The 439-nt window shown below is 69.7% G+C and carries 1 pseudogene; it reads right to left on the bottom strand.

Annotated features, from left to right (window positions below):
• Positions 1 to 276: pseudogene (locus LPA54_RS39165) on the bottom strand (helicase); the annotation flags it as partial.
• Between the last annotated feature and the right edge of the window lie 163 nt (positions 277 to 439).

Genomic DNA, 439 nt, shown 5'->3' with positions numbered 1-439 from the left:
GTCCACGATGGCGAGGTCGAAGCCCGCCATGCGCTGTCCGTACAGCCGCTCTCCGCCTGCCAGGGCGGCCTCCAGCGGCCCGCGTACCTTCCGCTGACCCATTGGTGCGTCGATCTCCTCGCGGTCCACCAGGGATGCGTACGTGGCGAACACGATGACCGGCCCGGATCCGGCCCACAGGGCGAGCTGGATCGGGTTGGTGGTGGTGCGCACCCCCAGCGAGTTGAGCACCAGGTCGTTCTCCAGCGAGCACACCGCGACCATAGGCGCCCGGTAGGCCACCGTCCGGAGCAGCCGGCTGGACGCGGCGGACAGCCAGACCTCCGCACGCAGCTCATCCGCTACCTCACGCCCCTGTTCCCCGGAGGCAGCCTGTGCCGCAAGCGCACCAGCAAGCCGTTCCTCACGCTCACGTGCCCACACCGAGCCCTGAACATCC

Origin of the sequence: Streptomyces sp. DH12 (assembly GCF_020873895.1) — a bacterium.
Taxonomy (GTDB): Bacteria; Actinomycetota; Actinomycetes; order Streptomycetales; family Streptomycetaceae; genus Streptomyces.
The sequence above is the reverse complement of the archived record's forward strand: the minus strand, read 5'-3'. Positions and strand labels throughout refer to the sequence as shown.